General features: G+C 61.8%; 1 protein-coding gene. It reads left to right on the top strand.

Annotation, left to right across the window (positions count from 1 at the left end; genetic code table 11):
* Positions 1-61: 61 nt before the first annotated feature.
* Positions 62-1,209 (top strand): IS3 family transposase gene (locus STE01S_RS19460; RefSeq protein ID WP_120694243.1). Its coding sequence is split into 2 segments (ribosomal slippage): positions 62-320 and positions 320-1,209, totalling 1,149 coding nucleotides; the frame shifts between segments, so codons are not numbered across the junction.
* The last annotated feature ends 40 nt before the right edge of the window (positions 1,210-1,249 follow it).

Genomic DNA, 1,249 nt, shown 5'->3' with positions numbered 1-1,249 from the left:
TGGCCTGCTGCCGGTTTGATGGACACCAAGATAGGGTGTTTCCACCTATCGGAGGTCCACAATGCAAAGAAGGAAGTTCAGCCGCGAGTTCAAGCTTGAGGCGGTGAGGATGGTCCGCGAACGCGGGGTGACGATCGCCCAGGCATCGCGCGATCTGGATGTGCATGCGAACGTGCTGCGCAAATGGGTTCGGGAGCTTGCCGCCGATCCGGGCCATGCCTTTCCCGGTCACGGCCAGATGAAGCCGGAGCAGATGGAGATCGATCGCCTGCGGCGCGAGCTGGCCAAGCTGAAGGCGGAGCGCGACATCCTAAAAAAAGCCGCCGCCTACTTCGCGAGGGACTCGATATGAAGTTCCAGTTCATCGCGAAGCACCGAGGGATCTGGCCGGTGGCATGGATGTGCGGGACGCTCGGTGTCTCGCGAAGCGGCTTCCATGCCTGGCTGATCCGTCCGCCGACGCAGCGTGCCCGCGACGACGAGGTGATCGGTGCGAAGGTCCGTGCCAGCCATGTAGGAAGTTATCGCACCTATGGCGCGCGCCGCGTCTGGCACGATCTGCTGGCCGATGGGGTGTCGTGCGGCCTGCACCGGATCGAACGGCTCATGCGCGAGCAGGGTCTGCGAGCAAGGCCACGGCGGCGTGGGCTTCCCAAGGATCATGGCGATCGTTCAGTCATCGCCGGCAACGTGCTCGATCGCCAGTTCACGGCCGACAGGCCGAACCAGAAGTGGGTGGCCGACTTCACCTACATCTGGACGGCCGAGGGATGGCTCTATGTTGCTGCGGTGATCGACCTGTTCTCGCGCCGGGTGGTCGGATGGTCGATGAGTCCCAACATGACAGCCCAGCTCGTTACCGATGCGCTGATCATGGCGATCTGGCGGCGCGGCAAGCCCGATGCTCTCCTGCATCACTCGGATCAGGGCAGCCAGTATACCAGCGAGCGGTTCCAGCGGCTGATGGCCGACAATGGGGTTACGTGCTCGATGAGCCGGTCCGGCAATGTATGGGATAATGCCGCCATGGAGAGCTTCTTCTCCTCGCTCAAGACCGAGCGGATCGGGAAGAAGATTTACCGCACGAGGGCGCAAGCGAAGGCCGACGTGTTCGATTATATCGAATGCTTCTACAACCCGACCCGGCGTCACTCGACCCTGGGCTACCTCAGTCCTATCGACTTCGAACGTGAAGCTGGGGTAGCCTGAATGAACTTATCTTGGTGTCCATCAAACCGGCAGCAGGCCA

This window comes from Sphingopyxis terrae subsp. terrae NBRC 15098 (assembly GCF_001598815.1).
Taxonomy (GTDB): Bacteria; Pseudomonadota; Alphaproteobacteria; order Sphingomonadales; family Sphingomonadaceae; genus Sphingopyxis; species Sphingopyxis terrae.
The sequence above is the reverse complement of the archived record's forward strand: the minus strand, read 5'-3'. Positions and strand labels throughout refer to the sequence as shown.